General features: G+C 71.9%; 17 protein-coding genes. 13 read left to right on the top strand and 4 right to left on the bottom strand.

Features of this window, described 5'->3' with window-relative positions:
* The first annotated feature begins 20 nt into the window (after nucleotides 1–20).
* From LNK82_RS05570 to proB, 6 genes are all read left to right on the top strand, one after another.
* Nucleotides 21–764, top strand: coding sequence for a TIGR03936 family radical SAM-associated protein (locus LNK82_RS05570; RefSeq protein WP_230565851.1), 744 nt, complete (start codon nucleotides 21–23; stop codon nucleotides 762–764).
* Nucleotides 765–955: 191 nt separating this feature from the next.
* Entirely contained in the window at nucleotides 956–3,859 is a 2,904-nt protein-coding gene (locus LNK82_RS05565; protein ID WP_230565850.1) for a translation initiation factor IF-2 N-terminal domain-containing protein, read from the top strand.
* Nucleotides 3,860–4,084: 225 nt separating this feature from the next.
* A complete protein-coding gene (gene rplU, locus LNK82_RS05560; protein WP_053722830.1) occupies nucleotides 4,085–4,399 on the top strand; it encodes a 50S ribosomal protein L21 in 315 nt (104 codons plus the stop codon).
* A 14-nt stretch (nucleotides 4,400–4,413) separates the two neighbouring features.
* Nucleotides 4,414–4,677, top strand: a complete 264-nt coding sequence (gene rpmA / locus LNK82_RS05555) for a 50S ribosomal protein L27 (RefSeq protein WP_077008624.1) — start codon at nucleotides 4,414–4,416, stop codon at nucleotides 4,675–4,677.
* 96 nt (nucleotides 4,678–4,773) lie between these two features.
* Entirely contained in the window at nucleotides 4,774–6,231 is a 1,458-nt protein-coding gene (gene obgE, locus LNK82_RS05550) for a GTPase ObgE (protein ID WP_230565849.1), read from the top strand.
* A complete protein-coding gene (proB, locus tag LNK82_RS05545; RefSeq protein WP_230565848.1) occupies nucleotides 6,228–7,358 on the top strand; it encodes a glutamate 5-kinase in 1,131 nt (376 codons plus the stop codon). The genes obgE and proB overlap by 4 nt, the downstream gene beginning before the upstream one ends.
* On the opposite strand, the gene LNK82_RS05540 is transcribed toward proB, so the two are convergent.
* Nucleotides 7,355–7,741, bottom strand: a complete 387-nt coding sequence (locus tag LNK82_RS05540) for a hypothetical protein (RefSeq protein WP_230565847.1) — start codon at nucleotides 7,739–7,741, stop codon at nucleotides 7,355–7,357. The two genes, proB and LNK82_RS05540, sit on opposite strands and share 4 nt — an antisense overlap.
* A gap of 88 nt (nucleotides 7,742–7,829) precedes the next feature.
* On the opposite strand from LNK82_RS05540, the gene LNK82_RS05535 reads away from it, so the two are divergent.
* On the top strand, nucleotides 7,830–8,288 hold the full coding sequence (locus LNK82_RS05535; RefSeq protein ID WP_230565846.1) for a MarR family winged helix-turn-helix transcriptional regulator: 459 nt from the start codon (nucleotides 7,830–7,832) through the stop codon (nucleotides 8,286–8,288).
* On the opposite strand, the gene LNK82_RS05530 is transcribed toward LNK82_RS05535, so the two are convergent.
* The 3 genes from LNK82_RS05530 to LNK82_RS05520 all read right to left on the bottom strand — a co-directional run bounded on the left by LNK82_RS05530 (nucleotide 8,285) and on the right by LNK82_RS05520 (nucleotide 12,724).
* Nucleotides 8,285–9,556 carry an MFS transporter gene (locus tag LNK82_RS05530; protein WP_230565845.1) on the bottom strand — a complete coding sequence of 424 codons (1,272 nt, stop codon included), beginning with the start codon at nucleotides 9,554–9,556 and terminating at the stop codon, nucleotides 8,285–8,287. The two genes, LNK82_RS05535 and LNK82_RS05530, sit on opposite strands and share 4 nt — an antisense overlap.
* A gap of 522 nt (nucleotides 9,557–10,078) precedes the next feature.
* The gene (locus tag LNK82_RS05525) at nucleotides 10,079–10,624 is read right to left on the bottom strand and encodes a GNAT family N-acetyltransferase (RefSeq protein WP_230565844.1); all 546 of its coding nucleotides are present in this window, start codon (nucleotides 10,622–10,624) and stop codon (nucleotides 10,079–10,081) included.
* 21 nt (nucleotides 10,625–10,645) lie between these two features.
* A complete protein-coding gene (locus LNK82_RS05520) occupies nucleotides 10,646–12,724 on the bottom strand; it encodes a RecQ family ATP-dependent DNA helicase (protein WP_230565843.1) in 2,079 nt (692 codons plus the stop codon).
* A gap of 142 nt (nucleotides 12,725–12,866) precedes the next feature.
* Here LNK82_RS05520 and LNK82_RS05515 point away from each other — a divergent pair, with 142 nt between their 5' ends.
* From LNK82_RS05515 to LNK82_RS05490, 6 genes are all read left to right on the top strand, one after another.
* Entirely contained in the window at nucleotides 12,867–14,132 is a 1,266-nt protein-coding gene (locus LNK82_RS05515; RefSeq protein ID WP_230565842.1) for a glutamate-5-semialdehyde dehydrogenase, read from the top strand.
* A complete protein-coding gene (locus tag LNK82_RS05510; RefSeq protein ID WP_230565841.1) occupies nucleotides 14,129–14,689 on the top strand; it encodes a TetR/AcrR family transcriptional regulator in 561 nt (186 codons plus the stop codon). Before LNK82_RS05515 ends, LNK82_RS05510 begins: the two co-directional genes overlap by 4 nt.
* Before the next feature lie 58 nt (nucleotides 14,690–14,747).
* Complete coding sequence (locus LNK82_RS05505; RefSeq protein ID WP_230565840.1) at nucleotides 14,748–15,932, top strand: cytochrome P450; 1,185 nt, start codon at nucleotides 14,748–14,750, stop codon at nucleotides 15,930–15,932.
* Nucleotides 15,929–16,159, top strand: a complete 231-nt coding sequence (locus tag LNK82_RS05500; protein WP_372470416.1) for a ferredoxin — start codon at nucleotides 15,929–15,931, stop codon at nucleotides 16,157–16,159. Before LNK82_RS05505 ends, LNK82_RS05500 begins: the two co-directional genes overlap by 4 nt.
* Before the next feature lie 119 nt (nucleotides 16,160–16,278).
* A complete protein-coding gene (locus LNK82_RS05495; protein WP_230565838.1) occupies nucleotides 16,279–17,463 on the top strand; it encodes a cytochrome P450 in 1,185 nt (394 codons plus the stop codon).
* A 4-nt stretch (nucleotides 17,464–17,467) separates the two neighbouring features.
* The gene (locus tag LNK82_RS05490; protein WP_230565837.1) at nucleotides 17,468–17,689 is read left to right on the top strand and encodes a ferredoxin; all 222 of its coding nucleotides are present in this window, start codon (nucleotides 17,468–17,470) and stop codon (nucleotides 17,687–17,689) included.
* Nucleotides 17,690–17,823 lie beyond the last annotated feature (134 nt).

Below are 17,823 nucleotides of genomic sequence, written 5' to 3'. Positions count from 1 at the left end.
CCAACCCGTCGGCCGCACCTGTGCAGAAGCTCCGACTGCGCTACGCCAAACGCGGTCGGCTGCGGTTCACGTCACACCGTGACATCGCGCGCACGTTCGAGCGCGCGCTGCGTCGGGCGGGCGTGCCCATGGCGTACTCGCAGGGCTTCAGCCCTCACCCGAAGGTGTCATGGGTCGGCGCGGCGCCCACGGGCGTGGCGAGCGAGGCCGAGTACGTCGAGGTGTCCGTCGTCGACCAGGTCGACCCGGAGGCGCTGCGGACCGCCCTGGACGCCGTGCTGCCGCCCGGGCTGGACGTGCTGGAGGTCGTCCAGTCCTCCGGCGGCACGCTGCCCGAGCGGATCGAGGCCAGCGCCTGGCGGGTCGAGCTGCCCGGCGTGTCGCCCGAAGAGCTGACCGAAGCCGTGACCGCGCTGATGGCCTCGGCATCCGTCGAGGTCGAGAGGCTGACCAAGGACGGGAAGAAGATCCTGGACGTGCGGCCGGCGATCGTGTCGGCCGAGGTCGGGGCGCAGGCAGGGGCGCATTCGAGCGACGCCGGACACGATGCACGAGATTTGTCACAGCCGTGTGGGATACTCATGACGGTCGTACGGCAGACAACCCCTACCGTGAGGCCCGACGACGTGCTGAGTGCGCTCCGAGTCGTCGCCGACCTGGTTCCGCCGGTCCCCGCGAAGGCGACCCGGATGGCGCAGGGGCGGCTGGACGATGAAGGCGGCCTGGTCGACCCGCTTGCCCTGGACAGGGCGGCGGAGGTCTGACCGGGCGGTGAGTGGAGCGGCGCTGACGGCGTCGTCGAAAGTGTTATAGGACCTGCTGTGCCGCGTGCCCCACGGGTGCGCGCCACAGCGCGAGGCAAGGATTCCCGCCGCCAGCCGCGGCGGTGAGTGGACAAGAGAGGCCCCTGCGCGGCCGCGTCGGTTGGGACGCGCCCGGGGGCGGAGGAGCTGCATTGTCGAACACGGAAAAGCCTGCCGGCGCCGCCGGCGGGGGTAACGCCACACCCGCACACCCGGATCTGGCGGATCTGCCCGCCAAGCTGCGGGTGCACGCGCTGGCCAAGCTGCTCGGCGCGAGCAGCAAGGACGTGGTGGCCGCCCTCGCCGACCTCGGTGAGACGGTCAAGGGCGTGCAGTCGAGCGTGAGCCGCGATCTCGCGCTCAAGGTCGCCGAGAGCCTCCTGAACTGGGACGACATCGTCACCGGCGAGGTGGACGAGCAGACCGAGGAACCGGTGCGGGTGACCCGTGAGGTCGCGCCGCTGGTGCCGCTGTTCGCGCCGCCGTCCGCGGTGTTCCTGCCGCCGACCCCGGTGGTCGACCAGGCCCCGGCGAGCCGGGAGGACGACCTCGAGGACACCGAGGACGACACCGACGACCACGCGTCCGCCGACGACGCCGGTGACGAGGGCGAAGGCCGCCGCCGCCGCCGTCGTGGCCGTCGTGGCCGCGGTCGCGGCAAGGGCGTCGGCGAGGAGAACGGCGACGACGAGAACGGCGACGAGCAGGCCGAGGCCGCCGAAGCCGAGGCCGAGACCGCCGACGAGGCCTCCGCCGACGACGAGGGCCCCGGCAGCCGCCGCCGTCGGCGTCGCCGTCGCCGCAAGACCGGCGCCGAGGAAGAGGCCGCGCCGAGCGAGGACGACCCGCCGAACACGGTCGTCCACGTCCGCGAGCCCAGCCGCGACGCCCGTGACGACAAGGCCGACTCCGAGGCCGCGCAGAACGAGGTGCGCAGCGTCCGCGGGTCGACCCGGCTGGAGGCCAAGCGCCAGCGCCGCCGTGACGGCCGCGAGGCCGGTCGCCGCCGTGCCCCCGTGCTGTCCGAGGCCGAGTTCCTGGCCCGCCGCGAGGCCGTGGAGCGCACGATGGTGGTGCGCGAGCGCGGCGACCGCACGCAGATCGGCGTGCTGGAGGACGGCGTCCTGGTCGAGCACTTCGTGACCTCCTCGGGCAGCGGTTCGCTGGTCGGCAACGTCTACCTCGGCCGGGTGCAGAACGTGCTGCCCTCGATGGAGGCGGCGTTCATCGACATCGGCCGCGGCCGCAACGCGGTGCTGTACGCCGGTGAGGTCGACTGGGACGCGGCAGGCCTCGAGGGCAAGGCCCGCAAGATCGAGCAGGCCCTCTCGACCGGCGACAGCGTGCTGGTGCAGGTCACCAAGGACCCGGTCGGCCACAAGGGCGCCCGGCTGACCACCCAGATCAGCCTGCCCGGCCGCTTCCTGGTGTACGTGCCCGGCGGTGGCGCGACCGGCATCAGCCGCAAGCTGCCCGACAACGAGCGCAAGCGCCTCAAGGACATCCTCAAGCGCGTCGTCCCCGAGGACGCGGGCGTCATCATCCGCACCGCCTCGGAGGGCATCGCGGAGGAGGAGCTGGCCCGCGACGTCACCCGCCTGCAGGCGCAGTGGCAGGTCATCAAGGACAAGGCCGACACGCCCAAGGCCCAGGCGCCGCAGCTGCTGTACGAAGAGCCGGACCTGCTGGTGAAGGTCGTGCGCGACCTGTTCACCGAGGACTTCGCCGCGCTCGTCGTCCAGGGCTCGGACGCGTGGGAGACCATCGACGGCTACGTCCGGCACGTCGCGCCCGACCTCCAGGAACGGCTGCGCAAGCACGTGGGCAACAGCGACGCGTTCACCGAGTACCGCATCGACGAGCAGCTGCTCAAGGCGCTGGACCGCAAGGTCTGGCTGCCGTCGGGCGGCTACCTGGTCATCGACCGCACCGAGGCGATGACGGTCATCGACGTCAACACCGGCAAGTTCACCGGATCGGGTGGAAACCTCGAGGAGACGGTGACCCGGAACAACCTGGAGGCGGCCGAGGAGATCGTCCGCCAGCTCAGGTTGCGCGACATCGGCGGCATCATCGTGATCGACTTCATCGACATGGTGCTGGAGTCGAACCGCGACCTGGTGCTGCGCCGGCTGACCGAGTGCCTCGGCCGTGACCGCACCCGCCACCAGGTGGCGGAGGTGACGTCGCTGGGTCTGGTGCAGATGACGCGCAAGCGGGTCGGCACCGGCCTGCTGGAGGCGTTCTCGACGACCTGCGAGCACTGCCGCGGGCGTGGCCTGGTCGTGACGACCGAGCCGATGCACGCGCACGGCAACGGCAACGGCGGCGGTGGCCAGCAGCAACAGCAGCAGCCCTCGCAGCAGCAGGGCGGTGGCCGCAAGTCGCGCCGCGCCAAGCACGCGGAGACGCCGGAGCCCGTGGCCGAGCAGGCCGTGGAGCCGACCGAGGAGCCCGAGGCGATCGCGGAGCAGCCGACGTCGGTCGAGCCCGTGTCCGCCCTGGTGGAGGAGGAGGTCGCGTCGGAAACCCCGAAGCGCGACCGCCGCCAGCGCCGCCGGGCCCGCCGCGAGGCCGGTGCGGTCGTCAAGCACGGCGACGAGCCCGCCGCCACGGCGACGAGCCCTGCCGCGGACGCGGTGACGGCTTCCGAGCCCGCCCCGGTGGCGCCTCCGGTCGAGGCCGTGGCCGAGGTCCCGGCCGAGCCGGTCGAGGTCCCCGCCGAGCCGGCCGTCCCGGTCGCGGACGCGGTGGCGCAGGCCGTCGAGACCCCGCCCGCGCCCGTCGAGGAGCCCGTCAAGACCGGGCGGACCCGCCGGCGGGTGACCAAGCCCGCCATGGTGCCCGAGCCGGTCACCGCGCCGGTCGCGGTGGCGCCGGTGGAGGTGCCGCCCGTCACGCAGACGAGCGCCTCGCCCCCGGCCCAGGCCGCCGAGCAGTCGATCAACGGCCACGTCGAGCCGAGCGCGCCCGCGGTGACCACGCGTCGCCGCACGGCCCGCCGTGCCGCTTCGCGGCCCGCCGGCCCGCCGCTGGACGGGGTCAAGGAGAGCTGATCCACGCCTCGCCGGAACCGCTGCCCAGCCTGTCTGAGCAGCGGTTCCGGCGTGTCGGGGGCAGTAGGCCCACCCCGGTTTGACCACGCCGTCCACCGCCACGTAACCTGATACGCGGCCCGCCGTCCGGTGGGCCCTGTCGCGTGAAGCCCAGCTCGCTCGTTATCAGTGCGGCCGAGGCGCGCGCGATCCCGTCCCGTCGAGTAGCAGGAGACTTCCGTCCCGATGTACGCGATCGTCAAGACCGGCGGCAAGCAGTACAAGGTGGCTGTCGGCGACGTCATCGAGGTCGAGAAGCTCGAAGGCGAGCCGGACACCGAGATCACCTTCGCGGCGCCGCTCCTCGTTGTGGACGGCGATGACGTCACCTCCGCGGCGGACGCCCTGGCGAAGTTCTCGGTGACCGGCAAGGTCGTCGAGCAGACCAAGGGCCCCAAGATCCGCATCCACAAGTTCAAGAACAAGACCGGCTACCACAAGCGCCAGGGTCACCGCCAGAAGCTGACCCGCGTCGAGGTCACCGGCATCACCGGTAAGTGAGGATCTGACTAGCCATGGCACACAAGAAGGGCGCCTCCAGCTCCCGCAACGGCCGTGACTCCAACGCCCAGTACCTCGGCGTCAAGCGGTTCGGCGGTCAGGTCGTCAAGGCCGGTGAGATCCTGATCCGCCAGCGCGGCACCAAGTTCCACCCCGGTGTCAACGTCGGCCGCGGCAAGGACGACACGCTGTTCGCGCTGGCCCCCGGTGCGGTCGAGTTCGGCAGCAAGCGCGGTCGCAAGACCGTGAACATCGTCCCGGTCGAGGTTGCTGCTTAAGCGCCTCGGGCGACGACGGAACGACCTCCGACGAGGGGCGGGACCGGTGCATTCCGGCTCCCGCCCCTCGTTGCTTCTTTAGGAAAGGAACTCCCCGTGTCCCGCTTCGTCGACCGGGTCGTCATCCACGTCGCCGCAGGTGACGGGGGCAACGGGGTGGCGTCCGTGCACCGCGAGAAGTTCAAGCCGCTCGGTGGCCCCGACGGCGGCAACGGCGGCAAGGGCGGCGACGTCGTGCTGGTCGTGGACTCGCAGGTCCACACGCTCCTCGACTTCCACTTCCGCCCCAACGCCGCCGCCGGCAGCGGCAAGGGCGGCCAGGGCGGCAACCGCGACGGCGCGCACGGCGCGGACCTCGAACTGCGCGTGCCCGACGGCACGGTCGTCATGACGCCCGACGGCGAGGTGGTCGCGGACCTCGTCGGCGAAGGCACCCGCCTGATCGCGGCCCAGGGCGGCCGGGGCGGCCTGGGCAACGCCTCGCTGGCGTCCAAGGCCCGCAAGGCCCCGGGATTCGCCCTGCTGGGCGAGCCGGGGGAGCAGCACGACCTCGTGCTCGAGCTGAAGTCCGTCGCGGACGTCGGCCTGCTCGGCTTCCCGTCGGCGGGCAAGTCCTCGCTGATCTCGGTGCTGTCCGCGGCCAAGCCGAAGATCGCCGACTACCCGTTCACCACGCTGGTGCCGAACCTGGGCGTGATCACCGGCGGCGAGACCATCTTCACGATGGCCGACGTGCCCGGCCTGATCCCCGGCGCGTCCGAGGGCAAGGGCCTCGGCCTGGACTTCCTGCGGCACATCGAGCGCTGCGCGGTGCTGGTGCACGTCGTGGACTGCGCGACGTACGAGGCGGACCGCGACCCGCTGTCGGACATCGACGCGCTGGAGGAGGAGCTGGCGAAGTACACCCCCTCCCTGGCCGACGACCTGGCCGAACGGCCGCGCGTCGTGGTGCTGAACAAGATCGACGTCCCCGAGGCCCGTGAGCTGGCCGAGCTGGTGCGCCCGGACATCGAGGCACGCGGCCTGCCGGTGTTCGAGGTGTCCACGGCCAGCCGCGAGGGCCTGCGCGAGCTGACGTTCGCGTTGGCGCGCGTGGTCGAGGAGTACCGGTCGGCGAAGCCGAAGCAGGAGTCGACCCGGATCGTGCTGCGGCCGAGGGCCGTGGACGACCAGGGCTTCACCGTGGTGGAGGACCCGCTGACCGAGGGCGGCTTCATCGTGCGCGGCGAGCGGCCCGAGCGGTGGATCCGGCAGACGGACTTCAACAACGACGAGGCCGTCGGCTACCTCGCCGACCGGCTCGCGCGCCTCGGCGTCGAGGACGCGCTGGTCAAGATGGGCGCCGAGCCGGGCTGCCAGGTCACCATCGGCGACCTGGTGTTCGACTGGGAGCCGACGACGCCGTCGGGCATCGCCATGACCATGAGCGGCCGGGGCACGGACGCGCGGCTGGAGGTCAGCAACCGCGTCGGCGCGTCCGACCGGTTGGCCGCGAAGAAGGCCCGCCGCATCCCCGGTGAGTACGACGAGTTCGAAGAGGACGCCGACGAGTGATCGGATCGGTGGCGGCGTCGCAGGCCCGGCAGGCGGTGTCCGCGGCGTCCCGGGTCGTGGTGAAGGTCGGGTCCTCGTCGTTGACCACCGCCGCCGGCGGGCTCGACCGGGCGCGGTTGGACGCCCTGGTGGACGCGGTCGCGGCGCGGTGCGCGGCGGGCAGCCAGGTGGTGCTGGTGTCGTCGGGCGCGATCGCGGCCGGTCTCGCACCGTTGGGCGTGACGCGGCGGCCCCGTGACCTGGCCACCCAGCAGGCGGCGGCGAGCGTCGGCCAGTTGGCGTTGGCGCACGCGTACGCGAACTCGTTCGGGCGGTTCTCGTTGACCGTGGGGCAGGTGTTGCTGACCGCGGACGACGTCGTGCGGCGGTCGCACTACCGCAACGCGCAGCGCACGTTCTCCCGGCTGCTGGCCTTGGGCGCGGTGCCGGTCGTGAACGAGAACGACACGGTGGCCACCGAGGAGATCCGGTTCGGCGACAACGACCGGTTGGCCGCCCTGGTGGCGCACCTGGTCGGCGCGGACGCGTTGTTCCTGCTCTCCGACGTCGACGCGCTCTATGACGGCGATCCCCGGCAGCCGGGCGCGCGACGCGTCACCGAGGTGGCCGGCGCGTCCGACGTGGACGGTGTGCGGGCGGGTTCGGTCGGCGCGTCGGGGCTTGGCACCGGCGGCATGGCGTCGAAGCTGGCCGCGGCCAGGCTGGCGGCGTCGGCGGGCATCCCCGTGCTGCTGGCGGGTGCGGCGGACGCGTACCGGGCGTTGAGCACGGCGGACGTCGGCACGGCGTTCGCGGTGACCGGCCCGAGGCTGTCCGCCCGCCGCTTCTGGCTCGGGCACGCGGCCGACGCGACCGGCAGGCTGGTGCTGGACGACGGTGCGGTGGCCGCGGTCGTCGGCCGCCGGCGTTCGCTGCTGGCGGCGGGCATCACCGGCGTGGAGGGCGCGTTCGAGGCCGGTGACGTGGTCGAGCTGGTCGACCTGTCCGGGCACGTGGTGGCCCGCGGCGTGGTCGGTTTCGACGCCGCCGAGCTGCCCGCCCTGATCGGCCGCAAGACCGGCGACCTGCCGGCCGAGCAGCGCCGGGAGGTCGTGCACGCCGACGACCTGGTGCCGTTGCGGGCTTAGCCGCGGTCGCCCAGCCACCGGCTGGCCGCCGCCCAGATCACGTGCGGGTCGACGTCCTCGGTGTGCCAGGTGGTGGCGCGGGTGACGCCGAGTTCCCGGTACTCGCGCATGATCGCGACGTGGGCGGGCAGGCCGACGAAGCCGCGCATGCCCGCCTGGTCGCGCCACACCGACACCGAGCCGAGGCGCTTGCGCAGCGGTTCGGCCCACAGCCACAGGCCCACCGCGCCCCTCAGGCGAGGCCACTCGCGGCTGAGCGTGAAGCCCGCCCGGTAGGCGCACGGCGTGCGGCGGAGCTCGGCGAGGGTGAACTCGGTGACGCTGACGAGCGCCGGTCCCGCGAAGTCCGCCTCCGGGCCGGTGATCCACTTGCTCCTGAGCACGGCGACTCCACGCTGTTCCGCCCGACAATTCGTCCCGACTCAAGATAGTTGTAAACCGAGACGATTTGGGGTGACTACCATCACCGGCATGGTCGAGGAGGAACGGCAGGACCTCGCCGCGCTGCTGCACCGGCTCACCAAGGCGCTCGTCGCCGCGGAACTGCCGCTGCTGGAGCGGCACGGGCTGGGCATGTGGGCCTACGTGGTGCTCACCGAGCTGTCCCGGGGCGCCGCGCCGACCCAGTTGGCGTTGGCCAGGGCGGTCGACGTGGACAAGACGAAGATGGTCTCGATCATCGACGGGATGGAGGCCGAAGGGCTGGTGTCCCGGCGGCCCGATCCGGACGACCGGCGGGCGCGGATCATCGAGCCGACCGCGGAGGGGCGCGAGCGGTGGAGCGGCGCCCGTGCCGCGATCCGGCGTCTGGAGGACGACTTCCTGGCCGAGCTGCCCGCGGCCGGGCGCACCACCCTGCTGGCGGCCTTGCACGACCTGTCCGGCGAGCCGTTGACCCGGTTGACCGCGACCTCCGGAGGCGGGGGTTAACGGAGGGTCTCGCCCTTCGTCTCGGGCATCGTGAGGATCACGACGAACGCGATGGCGGCCCCGGCCGCGACGTAGGCGAAGAACGTGCTGCCCGGCAGCCACTGGATCACCAGCGGCGCGGTGCCGCCGAACAGCGCCACGGTCAGGTTGTACCAGGAGCCGATGCCGAGGGCGCGCAGCTCGGTCGGGAACAACTCGCTCATCACGGCGGGCGCGATGGACGTCATGGCCGTGTAGAGGCCGAGGCCCACGCAGAACACCAGGAGCAGGTTGCCGACACCCGGCCCGATCAGCGTGGACAGCGGCACGATCAGCACCGCCGTCGCGGCCGCCCAGGCCAGCAGCTGCGGCTTGCGACCGACCCGGTCGGACAGCGCGCCCATCGGGTACTGCAGGGCGATGAACAGGGCCGTCGCGATCGACAGGGCGAGGAACACGTCCCCGTCGTCCGCGCCCCGCTTGGTCACCGCGAACGGCGTCAGCGCGCCGAAGAACGTGTAGTAGCACAGCGTCGACAGCATGGTGAAGCCGACGAGCCGTCCGACCGCCTTGGGGTGCTCGCGCACGGTCGTCAGCAGCGGGCGCTTGAGCTGCCGGGCCTTGGCCTTGTTGTGCTCGAACTGCTCGGTCTCTTCGAGGCTGCGCCGCATCCACAGGCCCACCAGCCCCAGCACGCCGCCGATCAGGAACGGGATGCGCCAGCCGTACGACGCCAACTGGGCCTTGTCGAGCGTGCGGGCCAACCCGTACCCGAGCAGTGACGCGGTCAGCACCGCGGCGCCGGTGGAGATGTAGAAGAACGCCGAGTACCGCCCCCTCCGGTGCGGCGGCGCGATCTCCGCCAGGTACGCCGAGGCGTTGGAGACCTCGCCGCCCAGCGACAGGCCCTGCGCGATGCGGGCCAGCAGCAGGAGGCTCGGCGCCAGCCACCCCACCTGCGCGTACGTCGGCAGCACGCCGATGGCGACCGAACCACCGGCCATCAGGACGATGGTCAGCAGCATCGCCGTCCGCCGCCCGCGCAGGTCGGCGAACCGCCCGAGCAGGTACCCGCCCAGCGGGCGGAAGAAGAACGCGATCGCGTACGCCGCGAGCGTGTTGATCAGCGCGAGCTGCGGGTTGTCCTTGGGGAAGACCTGGGTGGCGAAGTAGATCGAGAACGTCGTGTAGATGGTCCAGTCGTACCACTCGATGGCGTTCCCGATGCTCGCCGCGACGAGCTTCTTGACGGGAAGCCTGTGTTGTTGCTCAACAGTTGTCTCGCTCATGACCGGCACCCCGCTTGGGTCGAACGGCTCTGCTCACATGCCCCCGTCGGGACAACGGTGATCGCGACCGCGTCGAGAGGTCGGCTAGGGCCGCGATGATCGGCGGGCGTTGATGCGGACTTGTGTCGCGTAGGGCGATCAACAGCCAGACAGCCGGCGAGCGCCCGGCGGCGAGAAACGCGGTGAGCAAGACGAATTCGGCCATGGTGCCCACCATGGCGCGGTTCACATGGTCCGAAGTGCCAGAAAAGTGACAACGTTCGCATGCGGACCTGGTACGTCGACGATGAGCCCCGCATGCCACTCGTCCGTGGCGCTTGTCGCGGGTGACCGGCAGGCGTCGTTCGCGCACCGCGTAGCCAAAGCGTCCAGTCGTACCACTCGATGGCGTTCCCGATTGACGCCGCGACGAGCTTGCGGACGGGCAGGCGGTGCTGGGGCTCGGTCTCCAGGGCAGCCATGGGTTGGACACAACCACAAAGCCGCTGAAGTCGGTAGATCCTTCACCGAATCCCGTCGTGCTCACCCCCGCGAGCCGGTCGCCGTGCGCCACTCGGTGGCCAGCAGGCCGAACAGCAGGTCGTCCGTCCACTCTCCTTTCGCCCACGTGCTCGACACCCGGTGCCCCTCCTGCCGGAACCCGAGCCTGGCCAGCAACCGCGCCGACCTCATGTTGCGGGCGTCGCACTCGGCGCCCACCCGGTGCAGCCCTCGCACCTCGAACAAGTACGCCAGCACCCGTCGCACGGCCTCCGACGCGTACCCGCGCCCCTGGTGCGCGGTCGCCAACGTGTAGCCGATGTCGGCCTGCATCCGGTTCTCGTGCAGACCCACGCCGACGTCGCCGACGAGCACCCCGCCCGCCTCGACCGCGAACTGATACCAGCCCGGGGCGGTCGGGTCGGCCGCCCCGACCTCCCGCACGAACTCCTCGGCCTGCGCCAAGGAGAACGGCGTCTCCCAGCCCTGGTACCTGGCCACGTCCGGGTCCGACCGGTACGCGGCGAACGCGGGCGCGTCGGCCGCCGTGAAAGGCCGCAGCACCAACCGTTCCGTCGTCAACCTCACCTCGTCGCCCTCACCTCCCCATCACGCCGTCACGGCCAACGCGAACGGCAGCACCGCCGAGGCCCCCGCCCGCCGCAGCAGCCGGGCGGCGACCGTCATCGTCCACCCCGTGTCCACCTGGTCGTCCACCAGCAGCACCGGACCGTCCACACCGGACAGATCCGGCACGTCGGTCTCGCGCACCAACCCCGTCAGCCGCTGCGCGCTGTTGGCCCGTCGCGCCGCCTCGCCCAGCCACACCTGCCCGAGCAGCGGCAGCCGCCCGACCGCCGAGATCCGCTGCCCGAAGCTGCCCACGAGCGCCGGCCTGGTCCGCGACCCGACCGTCACCACGCCCACCGGCCGTTCCGCCCAACTCCACGCGGACAACACCTTCACGCACGCGGCGAACACGTCGTCGGGGATCTCCTGGTCGGCCCCGGCGAACAACGACCGCAACCGGTTGCCCCAGCCGATGTCGGTCAACCGCCCCAACGCCCGCCCCGTCGCCGCGATCTCGCCCGGCGGGATCTTCCCGGACAACGACACCCCGGCCGCCGCCATCCCGGTCGGCCACATTTTGCGCGGCTCCACCTCGACGCCGGGCCGCAGCAGCCGCTCCCGCGCCGCCGACGCCGCCGCGCCCGACACCTCCGCAGACGGCCGCTGCCCCGTGCAGTTGTCGCACCGACCGCACGGCGCCGCGTGCGGGTCGTCCAACTGCCGCAACAGGAACTCCATGCGGCAGCCGTCGGTGGCCAGGTAGTCCAGCACCGCCTGCCGCTCCACCTGCCGCGCCGCCTCGATCCGCTCGTACCGCTCGGCGTCGTAGGACCACGGCTGCCCCGTCGACACCCACCCGCCGCGCACCCGCCGCACGGCGCCGTCCACGTCGAGCACCTTCAACACCACTTCCAGCCGCGTCCGGGACAGCTCGACCATCGGCTCCAGCGCCGCCGTCGACATCGCCCGGTCCGCCGGCAGCACGTCGAGCACCTGCCGCACCACGTGCTCCGGCGGGAACGCCAGCGACGCGAAGTACGCCCAGATGTCCTTGTCCTCCGGACCGGGCAGCAACAACACCTCGGCCCGCTCCACCCCACGCCCCGCGCGGCCGATCTGCTGGTAGTAGGCGATGGGGGAGGGCGGCGCGCCCAGGTGCACCACGAACCCCAGGTCGGGCTTGTCGAACCCCATGCCCAGCGCGGACGTCGCCACCAGCGCCTTGACCCGGTTCGCCAACAGGTCCTCCTCGGCCCGCTGGCGCTCGGCCGGGTCGGTGCGGCCCGAGTACGACGCCACCTCGTAGCCGCGTTCGCGCAGGAACGCCGCCACGTCGTCGGCCGCCGCCACCGTGAGCGTGTAGATGATCCCCGAGCCGGGCAGCTGCTCCAAGCGCTCGGCCAGCCACCCCAGCCTGGCCTCGGCGGTCGGTAGCCGGACCGCGGCCAGCCGCAGGCTCTCCCGGTCCAACGGCCCGCGCAGGACCAGCGCGTCCGTGCCCGCGCCCAGGCCCAGCTGGTCGGCCACGTCCCGCACCACCCGGTCGTTGGCCGTGGCCGTGGTGGCGAGCACCGGCACGCCCGCCGGCAGCTCCGTCAGCAACGTCCGCAGCCGCCGGTAGTCCGGCCGGAAGTCGTGACCCCAGTCGGAGATGCAGTGCGCCTCGTCCACCACCAGCAGCCCCGCCGCCGCGGTCAGCGACGGCAGCACCGTGTCCCGGAAGTCCGGGTTGTTCAGCCGCTCCGGCGACACCAGCAGCACGTCCACGTCACCGGACGCCACCCGGTCCTGCACGTCCTGCCACTCGTCGGTGTTCGCCGAGTTGATCGTCGCCGCGTGCACGCCCGCCCGCGCCGCCGCGCCGACCTGGTTGCGCATCAGCGCCAGCAACGGCGACACGATCACCGTCGGCCCCTCGCCCAAGGACCGCAGCAACGCCGTGGCGATGAAGTACACGGCCGACTTGCCCCACCCCGTGCGCTGCACCACCAGCGCCCGCCGCCGTTCGGACACCAGCGCGTGGATGGCCGTCCACTGGTCCTCGCGCAGCACGGCCCGAGGGCCCGCCAAAGCCCTCAGCCGTTCCTCGGCCAGTTCCCGCAACGCGCTGTCGTCCATGCGCCACACAGTGGCAGACGCCCCCGACAAGACGGACACCTGTGCGACGGTCCCGGCCGCAGCTTCACCCGATCGTGGACGGCCGTCCGATCCTCGGGAACCTCGAAGACATCCACGACCGGGTGACCGTAGGCTGGACGGCGTGACTGATGACCTGCGCGAACAGGTGCACGCCGCGGCCCGGCGCGCCCGTGTCGCCGCCAACGAGCTCGTCCTCGCCACCCGGGAGAGCAAGGACGCCGCGCTGCACGAGATGGCCACCGCGCTGCGCACCCGCGCCACCGAGGTCCTGGAGGCCAACGCCAAGGACCTCGAAGCGGGCAGGGCCGCGGGGCTGAACCAGGGCCTGCTCGACCGCCTCACGCTCACCGAAGCCCGCATCGACGGCGTGGCCGAGGGCCTGGAGACGGTGGCCGGCCTCCCGGACCCGATCGGCGAGGTGCTGCGCGGCTCGATCCTGCCGAACGGCCTCGAGCTCAAGCAGGTCCGCGTCCCGATGGGCGTGGTCGGCATGGTCTACGAAGCCCGCCCGAACGTCACCGTGGACGCGGCCGGCCTGGCGCTGAAGTCCGGCAACGCGGCCCTGCTGCGCGGCTCGTCCACCGCCGAGCACTCGAACACCGCGCTGGTCGCGATCCTGCGCGACGCGCTGGAGACCGCCGGCCTGCCCGCCGACGCCGTGCAGCTGCTGCCGTGCCACGACCGCGCCTCGGTCACCCACCTGATCACCGCGCGCGGCCTGGTCGACCTGGTCATCCCGCGCGGTGGCGCGGGCCTGATCAACGCCGTCGTGCAGCAGGCCACCGTGCCGGCCATCGAGACCGGCGTCGGCAACGTGCACGTGTACGTGGACGCGAGCGCCGACCTCGACATGGCGCAGCGCATCGTGCTCAACTCCAAGACCCGCCGCACGAGCGTGTGCAACGCGGCCGAGTCCCTGCTGGTGCACGCCGCGATCGCGGACGAGTTCGTGCCCCGCATCACCGACGCCCTCAATGCCGAGAACGTCACCATCCACGGCGACGAGCGGTTCGCCGCCGACCCCCGGGTCCTGGCCGCCACCGACGAGGACTGGGGCACCGAGTACCTGTCGCTGGACATCGCCGCCCGCGTGGTCGGCTCGATCGACGAGGCCATCGAGCACATCGCCGCGCACGGCTCCGGCCACACCGAGGCCATCGTGACGAGCGACCTCGCCGCGGCCCGCCGGTTCACCACCAGGGTCGACGCGGCGGCGGTCATGGTCAACGCCTCCACCGCGTTCACCGACGGCGGCGAGTTCGGCATGGGCGCGGAGATCGGCATCTCCACCCAGAAGCTGCACGCCCGCGGCCCGATGGGACTGGCCGAGCTGACCTCCTCCAAGTGGGTGGTCTGGGGCGAGGGGCACGTCCGGCCGAGGTCGTGAGCAGGCCCCGGGACGCCGCCGCGACCAAGGCGGCGTTGCTGGACGCCGCCACGAAGCTGTTCGGCGAGCGCGGGTTCGACCGCACCACGGTGCGTGACATCGCGAGCCTCGCGGGCGTGAACCAGGCCCTGCTGTTCCGCTATTACGGCAGCAAGGACGCCCTGTTCGCGACCGTGCTGGCCACGCAGAGCCGTGCGCTGCTGGAGGACTCGCCCGTCGAGCAGCTGCTGCGCAACGTGCTGCTGCGGATGATGGAGGAGAAGCCGAGGCGCGAGGACCACCCGTTGTACGCGGTGCTGCGGTCCTCGCACCACGACTCGGCGGCGGAGGTCGTCCGGCGGCAGTTGGGGGAGGAGTACGCGCGCGCTCTGTCGTCCCTTACGGACGCGGAGGACGCGGAGCTGCGCGCGGACCTCGTCCTGGCGTGGGTGGTGGGCATCGGTGTGCTGCGCAGCGTGTTCGGCAAACAGCCCCTCGCGGACGCGGACGCCGCCACCGTCGCGGGCCTCGTGACGCGAGCCGCCTCCGTCCTCCTGGAACACACCGAACCCGGTTGACGGTGCGTGACGACCTCCCTACTGTCCATGTAAGCGAGTGCTTACATGGGGGTAGACGATGGAGACCAGGTCCTATCCGTTCGCCGAGCTCGACCACCTCGAGATCAATCCCACCTACTTCGACCTGCAACGGGACGAGCCGGTGGCCAGGGTGCGGCTGCCCTACGGCGGCGAGGGCTGGCTGGCGACCCGCTACGAGGACGTCAAGACCGTGCTGGCGGACCCGAGGTTCAGCCGCGCGGCGGTGATGGAGCCGGGCGCCGACGTCCCGCGCACCCTGCCGACGATGCCGACCGAGACGAACATCCTGAGCATGGACCCGCCGGACCACACGCGGCTGCGCAAGCTGGTCGCGAAGGCGTTCACCGCGCGGCGCACCGAGCAGCTGCGCGAGCGCGCCCAGGAGATCGTGGACGGCCTGCTGGACGAGATGGAGGAGCAGGGCCCGCCCGCGAACCTGGTCGAGTCGCTGGCCATGCCGCTGCCCATCACGATCATCTGCGAGATGCTCGGCGTGCCGTTCGAGGACCGGAGCCAGTTCCGTGCCTGGTCGGAGGGCGCGGTGGCGATCACCGCGTTCACCCACGAAGAGATCATGGCGGCGAACCAGGCGCTGCGGGCCTACATCGCCGGGTTGATCGAGCGCAAGCGCGCCGAGCCCGCCGACGACATGCTCTCCGTGCTGATCGCCGCGCGTGACGACGAGGACCGGCTCAGCGAGGAGGAGCTGATCTCGTTCGGGGTGACGCTGCTGGTGGCGGGGCACGAGACCACCGCGAACCAGATCGGCAACTTCGTCTTCCTGCTGCTGCGCAGGCCGGAGCGGCTCGGCGAGCTGAGGGCCGACCCGTCGCTGGTGCCCGCCGCGATCGAGGAGCTGCTCCGCTTCACCGCGCTCGGCGGCTCCGCGGGCTTCCCCCGGATCGCGACCGCGGAGGTCGAGCTGTCCGGCGTGACGATCAAGCCGGGCGAGGCGGTGTTCGTCAACAACGTCACGGCGAACCGCGACCCGTCGGTGTTCTCCAACCCCCACGAGCTGGACTTCCACCGCGAGCACAACCCGCACATCATGTTCGGCCACGGCGCGCACCACTGCATCGGCGCGCCCCTGGCCCGGATGGAGCTGCAGGTTGCGATCGGCACCCTGCTCAAGCGGTTCCCGCTGCTCCGGCTGGACGGCGACGTGACGTTCAAGAAGGGCCGGCTCATCCGCGGCCCGCAGGCCCTGCCGGTGAGCTGGTGACACCGGTGGGCCAGTGGACGGTGGAAGTCGACCGCGGTGTGTGCATGGGTACGGGCATGTGCACGTCGATCGCGCCGGACCACTTCCGGTTGGACGGCGGCACGGCCACGCCGGTGAAGTCGCAGGTCGAGCCGGACGACGCGGTCGTGGACGCCGCCGAGTCGTGCCCGATGGAAGCCATCCTGGTGCGTTCGGCGGACGGCGCGGTGCTCGCGCCCCAGCCCTAGCGGGCGGTGTTCCGCAGCGCCGCCGGTGAAAGCCGTAGCGGCGTTGCGGAGCACGTCCCGCGTGCCGGGCGGGGTACCTACTGTCGGGTGCAAGTGATCACTGGCAGTGGGGGTTTGCGATGGCGGCCCGGCCCTACCCGTTCCCCGAACCCGACGACCTCGTCGTCAACGAGACCTACCTGGAGCTCCAGCGGGACGAGCCGGTGGCCCGCGTGCGCCTGCCGTACGGCCGCGAGGCCTGGCTGGTCACCCGCTACGCCGATGCCAAGGTCGTGCTGGCCGACCCGAGGTTCAGCCGCGCGCCGGTGATGGACGCCGACTACGACCCGCCGCGGACCATGCCCGAGGTGCCGGGCATCACCACCATCCTGAGCATGGACCCCCCGGAGCACACCAGGCTGCGCCGGATCCTGGCCAAGGCGTTCACCGCCCGTCGCACCGGGCAGCTGCGTGAGCGCGCCCAGCAGATCGTGGACGGCCTGCTGGACGACATGGAGGCGCAGGGGCCGCCCGCCGACCTGGTCGACGCCCTGGCCATGCCGGTGGCCATCACCCTCATCAGCGAGATGCTGGGCGTGCCGGCGCTGGACCGGGCGAAGTTCCGCGAGTGGTCGGACGCGGCGGTGGCGATCACCGCGTTCACCGTGCCCGAGATCGAGGCCGCGGCGGCGTCGCTGCGCGCGTACATCCGCGACCTGGTCGAGGACAAGCGCGAGAACCCGGCCGACGACATGCTCACCGTCCTGGTGCACGCGCACGACAACGACGACCGGCTCACCGAGGAAGAGCTGGTCTCGTTCGGCGTCACGCTGCTCATCGCGGGCCACGAGACGACCGGCAGCGAGATCGGCAACTTCGTCTACCAGCTGCTCACGCACCCGGAGAGGCTGGCGGAGCTGCGCGCCGACCCGTCCCTGCTGCCGGCCGCCGTGGAGGAGCTGCTGCGGATCACGAAGCTGTCCGGCGCGCCCGGCTTCCCCCGGATCGCCACCGCCGACGTCGAGCTGTCCGGCGTGACCGTCCGCGCCGGCGAGGCGGTGTTCGTGGACGGGCTCGTGGCCAACCGCGACCCCGCGGTGTTCCCCAACCCCCATGAGCTGGACTTCCACCGCGAGCACAACCCGCACTTCGCGTTCGGTCACGGCGTGCACCACTGCATCGGCGCGCCCTTGGCAAGGATGGAGTTGCAGGTCTCCATCTCGACCTTGCTCAATAGGTTCCCGCACCTGGAGTTGGCCGACGAGGTCGTGTTCAAGAAGGGCAGACTGGTGCGAGGCCCCGAACGACTACTGGTGAGGTGGTAGACCGATGAGCGAGTGGACGATCGAAGTCGACCGGGCCACGTGCATGGGGACGGGTATGTGCACGTCGATCGCGCCGGACCACTTCCGGTTGGACGGTGGCACGGCCACGCCGGTGAAGTCCGAGGTCGAGCCGGACGACGCGATCGTCGACGCCGCCGAGTCGTGCCCGATGGAGGCCATCCTGGTGCGTTCGTCGGACGGCACCGTGCTCGCGCCCCAGGTCTAGAAAAAAGTTCCGCCAATCGCGTCATAGCCGCCTGACGTGCGCGTTCCTCTGTCGTGCGGCCCTGATTCGGGGTGGGCCGCGCGATCCGCGGATGCGGCCCACTCCCCCAGGGCCGCGACCGGGGGACGAGTGCG

Origin of the sequence: Saccharothrix luteola (assembly GCF_020859565.1) — a bacterium.
Classification (GTDB): Bacteria; Actinomycetota; Actinomycetes; order Mycobacteriales; family Pseudonocardiaceae; genus Actinosynnema; species Actinosynnema luteola.
The sequence above is the reverse complement of the archived record's forward strand: the minus strand, read 5'-3'. Positions and strand labels throughout refer to the sequence as shown.

What these genes read in the sequence shown, in the direction of transcription:
- rplU (WP_053722830.1), top strand. Translation starts at nt 4,085, where the DNA reads ATGTACGCGATCGTCAAGACCGGCGGCAAGCAGTACAAGGTGGCTGTC.
- LNK82_RS05535 (WP_230565846.1), top strand. Translation starts at nt 7,830, where the DNA reads ATGGTCGAGGAGGAACGGCAGGACCTCGCCGCGCTGCTGCACCGGCTC.
- LNK82_RS05530 (WP_230565845.1), bottom strand. Translation starts at nt 9,556, where the DNA reads ATGAGCGAGACAACTGTTGAGCAACAACACAGGCTTCCCGTCAAGAAG.
- LNK82_RS05520 (WP_230565843.1), bottom strand. Translation starts at nt 12,724, where the DNA reads ATGGACGACAGCGCGTTGCGGGAACTGGCCGAGGAACGGCTGAGGGCT.
- LNK82_RS05505 (WP_230565840.1), top strand. Translation starts at nt 14,748, where the DNA reads ATGGAGACCAGGTCCTATCCGTTCGCCGAGCTCGACCACCTCGAGATC.
- LNK82_RS05495 (WP_230565838.1), top strand. Translation starts at nt 16,279, where the DNA reads ATGGCGGCCCGGCCCTACCCGTTCCCCGAACCCGACGACCTCGTCGTC.
- LNK82_RS05490 (WP_230565837.1), top strand. Translation starts at nt 17,468, where the DNA reads ATGAGCGAGTGGACGATCGAAGTCGACCGGGCCACGTGCATGGGGACG.
- rpmA (WP_077008624.1), top strand. Translation starts at nt 4,414, where the DNA reads ATGGCACACAAGAAGGGCGCCTCCAGCTCCCGCAACGGCCGTGACTCC.